A 3,567-nucleotide genomic window follows, 5' to 3' on the forward strand; every position below is an offset into this window, starting at 1 on the left:
TGGCGACAGCGGACTTGGATTAGTAGTAGCACCTCAAGCCATGGCTATCGCGATTGAAAAAGCAAAGACTGTTGGTACGGGTTGGGTTGCTGTAAAAAACTCCAATCACTTTGGTATAGCAGGCCACCACGCCATGATGGCACTGGAACACGATATGATCGGTATAGCTATGACCAACGCAAGTCCACTGGTAGCACCTACATTTTCCATTGAGCGCCTGCTCGGCACAAACCCTATAGCCGTTGCTATACCGGCCGATAAACAACCTCCTTTTATAGCAGACTTTGCCACTACCACTGCAGCAAACGGTAAACTTGAAATACTACAACGCAAAAATCTGAATGCTCCTATAGGATGGGTACAAACAAAAGATGGTAAACCTTCTACCGATCCGAATGAAACAAAAAGTGGTGGAGCTCTTATACCACTGGGGAGTGACCGTGAACACGGCAGTCATAAAGGGTATTGCCTCGGAGCATGGGTAGATATATTTTCAGCAGTGCTCTCGGGTGCTAATTATGGTCCGTGGGTTCCTCCGTTTGTAGCGTTTCTCAGTCCGCCAAGCGATCCTGTAGGCGAAGGTATAGGCCACTTCTTCGGTGCTATGCGCATTGATGCATTCCGCACAACAGATGAGTTTAAGCAACACATGGACAACTGGATTAACCGTTTCCGTTCAGCTAAACCTGTTGAAGGTCAGGAACGCGTTTTAATTCCGGGCGATCCTGAAAGAGAAACACATGCGCAACGATTGAAGGAGGGTATACCTCTCAATCCAAAAGTGGTGGAAGATTTACAGCAGTTGGGTGCTAAACTTGGTATAGCTTTCTAGAAACCTGCCGTTACACCAACACGCAATACTAACGGGCTGTTATAAGGAGTAACTTCTCCATAATTGGCAGCTCTATAGCTAAAGTTATACATGGCTACAGCATAGAAGCCTGCATGTCTTCCTATAGGTTGAAAGAAACCGCCACCGGCCAGGAAGCTGTTATAGGTTTTGCGTATACTTTCGCTGGTAGTGATCGGGTATTCGTAATTCAGATACTCATACTCTGCCTGCAGAAATATAGGTGCATATATACTATAGCGCACAAACGGACTTATACCATAATCGTTCGTGGAGAACTTGGGTGTAAACTCTTTATACTTGGTATAGCGATATTGTACTTGTATACCGGCCGCTAACTTGGGAGTAACTTTATAGCCTATCAGTGGTGATACAGATATGAAGTCGTAGTAATTGGAGAAGCTCAAACCGAAGCCACCTCCGGTAAATATTCTTTCGCGAAATGTTGGCTTATCGCTCATTTCTTCTTCGCCCCATTGTGCCATTGCCAATGTACATACAGACATGGCGAGTAAGGTTATTAAAGTCTTTTTCATATAGAAAGTCGTAAAGACGTTTAAGTCAAGACAGTTTAAATGAGTATATCCCCTATCGAAAGACTATATTTTTAGCGGAAGATTTACTCTTCCTGAACGATGAAAATATCTTCAGATTCTTTTTTCATCAGATATTTTTCACGGGCAAACTTCTCGATAGATTCCCGGTCACCGAAAAGTTCATCTCTGTCCTTCTCCACTTCCTTGATCTTTTCATCGTAGTACTCTTTTTCGTTTTGCAGTGAACGAAGCTTGGAGCGTAACTGAAACCGTGCAATCAGATTATTAGGATCCAGTAGCAACATCCAAAGAAAAAATACAATAGCCGTTAGTATATAAAAGTTACGAAACGGCTTTGGTAATCTCTGCAGCATATAGAAGTTTAAAAAGTGATACTAAGATAGGAAAAAAAGTTATTCGTTATTCTCCCGTCTCCTATAGCAAAGTAAAGTGTGCGTGTGATACTCTGTTTGAAACGAAGAAAGCCGAAGCGTGTTGCTCCGGCTTTCTTGTATTTAGCTTCCGTGAATTAGAATTTCTTTCCAGGGAAGTACGCTACTTCACCTAATTCTTCTTCGATGCGGATCAGTTGATTATATTTTGCCATCCGGTCTGAACGTGATGCAGAACCAGTTTTGATTTGTCCGGTGTTCAACGCAACAGCCAAATCAGCAATAGTGCTATCTTCTGTTTCACCCGAGCGGTGAGACATTACGCTCTTGTAAGCGTTACGTTTCGCCAGGTTTACAGCAGCGATTGTTTCAGTAAGTGAACCGATCTGGTTTACTTTTACCAGGATAGAGTTTGCTACACCTTTATCGATACCATCTTGCAGACGAGTAACGTTGGTCACAAAAAGATCATCACCTACCAATTGTATTTTCTTACCGATCTTATCAGTCAGGCCTTTCCATCCTGTCCAGTCGTCTTCAGCCATACCATCTTCAATAGAGATGATCGGATATTTAGCAGCCCATGCTGCCCAGTAGTCAACCATCTCAGCAGAGCTTAATTTCTTGCCGTCAGACTTCTTGAATGTATAGGTATTGCTGGCAGCATCATAGAATTCAGAGCTTGCAGCATCCATCGCTATAAATACATCTTCACCAGGTTTGAAGCCTGCTTTTTCGATTGCTCTCAATACGACTTCGATTGCTTCTTCATTCGATTTGATGTTCGGAGCAAAACCACCTTCATCACCTACGTTTGTAGACAAGCCCTGGTCGTGAAGAACTTTCTTCAGTGTATGGAATATTTCAGTACCCATACGCAGTGCTTCAGAGAATGTATCAGCCTTTACAGGCATTACCATAAATTCCTGGAAGTCGATTGAGTTATCTGCGTGGCTACCACCGTTCAGGATGTTCATCATCGGCACAGGCAATGTATTAGCACTCACACCACCGATATAGCGATAGAGTGGTATACCTGCTTCTGCCGCTGCAGCTTTCGCTATAGCAAGTGATGTACCCAGGATAGCGTTTGCTCCGAGGTTTCCTTTGTTAGAAGTACCATCGAGTTCAAGCATGATCTTGTCGAGCAGATTCTGATCGAACACATCAAACCCTACGATTTCAGAGGCGATCTTCGTATTAACATTTTCAACAGCCTTCAACACACCTTTACCAACATATACTTTCTTATCGCCATCGCGAAGCTCAACAGCTTCGTGTGATCCGGTAGAAGCACCAGATGGAACTGCAGCACGACCAAAAGCGCCAGATTCAGTTACAACATCAACTTCAACGGTAGGATTACCGCGGCTATCAAGAATCTGCCGGGCATGAATGCTTTCAATTAAGCTCATAGTAATTAAGATTTATGGATGTAGAATATAAGTCTGTTGAAAAATCAAGATATAGTAGACGGCTCTTTTACTTTTTCTTTGATCATCGCTACAAAGTCATCAAAGAGATAGCGTGAGTCGTGAGGACCAGGAGATGCCTCCGGGTGATACTGAACCGAGAATGCACTTTTATCTTTTCTGCGAATACCCATGATCGTGTTATCGTTCAGATGCACATGCGTTACTTCCACATTCGGGTTCTTCTCTATATCTTTTTCACTCACAGCAAAGCCGTGATTTTGCGAAGTCATTTCTCCTTTACCAGTAATCAGATTCTTAACAGGATGATTTAATCCACGATGTCCGTGGTGCATTTTATACGTTGATACACCCGA

5 protein-coding genes are annotated in these 3,567 nt (G+C 43.1%); 1 reads left to right on the forward strand and 4 read right to left on the reverse strand.

What is annotated here, in order from left to right:
* Window positions 1-832, forward strand: an 832-nt coding sequence (locus tag VIN08_RS16720) for an Ldh family oxidoreductase (protein WP_331967344.1), incomplete at its 5' end; no start/stop codon positions are given.
* On the opposite strand, the gene VIN08_RS16725 is transcribed toward VIN08_RS16720, so the two are convergent.
* From VIN08_RS16725 to VIN08_RS16740, 4 genes are all read right to left on the reverse strand, one after another.
* On the reverse strand, window positions 829-1,386 hold the full coding sequence (locus VIN08_RS16725; protein ID WP_331967346.1) for a hypothetical protein: 558 nt from the start codon (window positions 1,384-1,386) through the stop codon (window positions 829-831). The two genes, VIN08_RS16720 and VIN08_RS16725, sit on opposite strands and share 4 nt — an antisense overlap.
* Before the next feature lie 83 nt (window positions 1,387-1,469).
* Window positions 1,470-1,760, reverse strand: coding sequence for an FtsB family cell division protein (locus VIN08_RS16730; protein WP_331967348.1), 291 nt, complete (start codon window positions 1,758-1,760; stop codon window positions 1,470-1,472).
* 155 nt (window positions 1,761-1,915) lie between these two features.
* The gene (gene eno / locus VIN08_RS16735) at window positions 1,916-3,193 is read right to left on the reverse strand and encodes a phosphopyruvate hydratase (RefSeq protein ID WP_331967350.1); all 1,278 of its coding nucleotides are present in this window, start codon (window positions 3,191-3,193) and stop codon (window positions 1,916-1,918) included.
* 44 nt (window positions 3,194-3,237) lie between these two features.
* A partial coding sequence (locus tag VIN08_RS16740; RefSeq protein ID WP_414693290.1) for a glutamine amidotransferase-related protein occupies window positions 3,238-3,567 on the reverse strand: 330 nt, incomplete at its 5' end.

This window comes from Ohtaekwangia sp. (genome assembly GCF_036568665.1).
Classification (GTDB): Bacteria; Bacteroidota; Bacteroidia; order Cytophagales; family Cyclobacteriaceae; genus Ohtaekwangia.

Excerpts from the sequence above, each read along its gene's own strand:
- VIN08_RS16725 (WP_331967346.1), bottom strand. The coding sequence starts at position 1,386 with ATGAAAAAGACTTTAATAACCTTACTCGCCATGTCTGTATGTACATTG.
- VIN08_RS16730 (WP_331967348.1), bottom strand. The coding sequence starts at position 1,760 with ATGCTGCAGAGATTACCAAAGCCGTTTCGTAACTTTTATATACTAACG.
- eno (WP_331967350.1), bottom strand. The coding sequence starts at position 3,193 with ATGAGCTTAATTGAAAGCATTCATGCCCGGCAGATTCTTGATAGCCGC.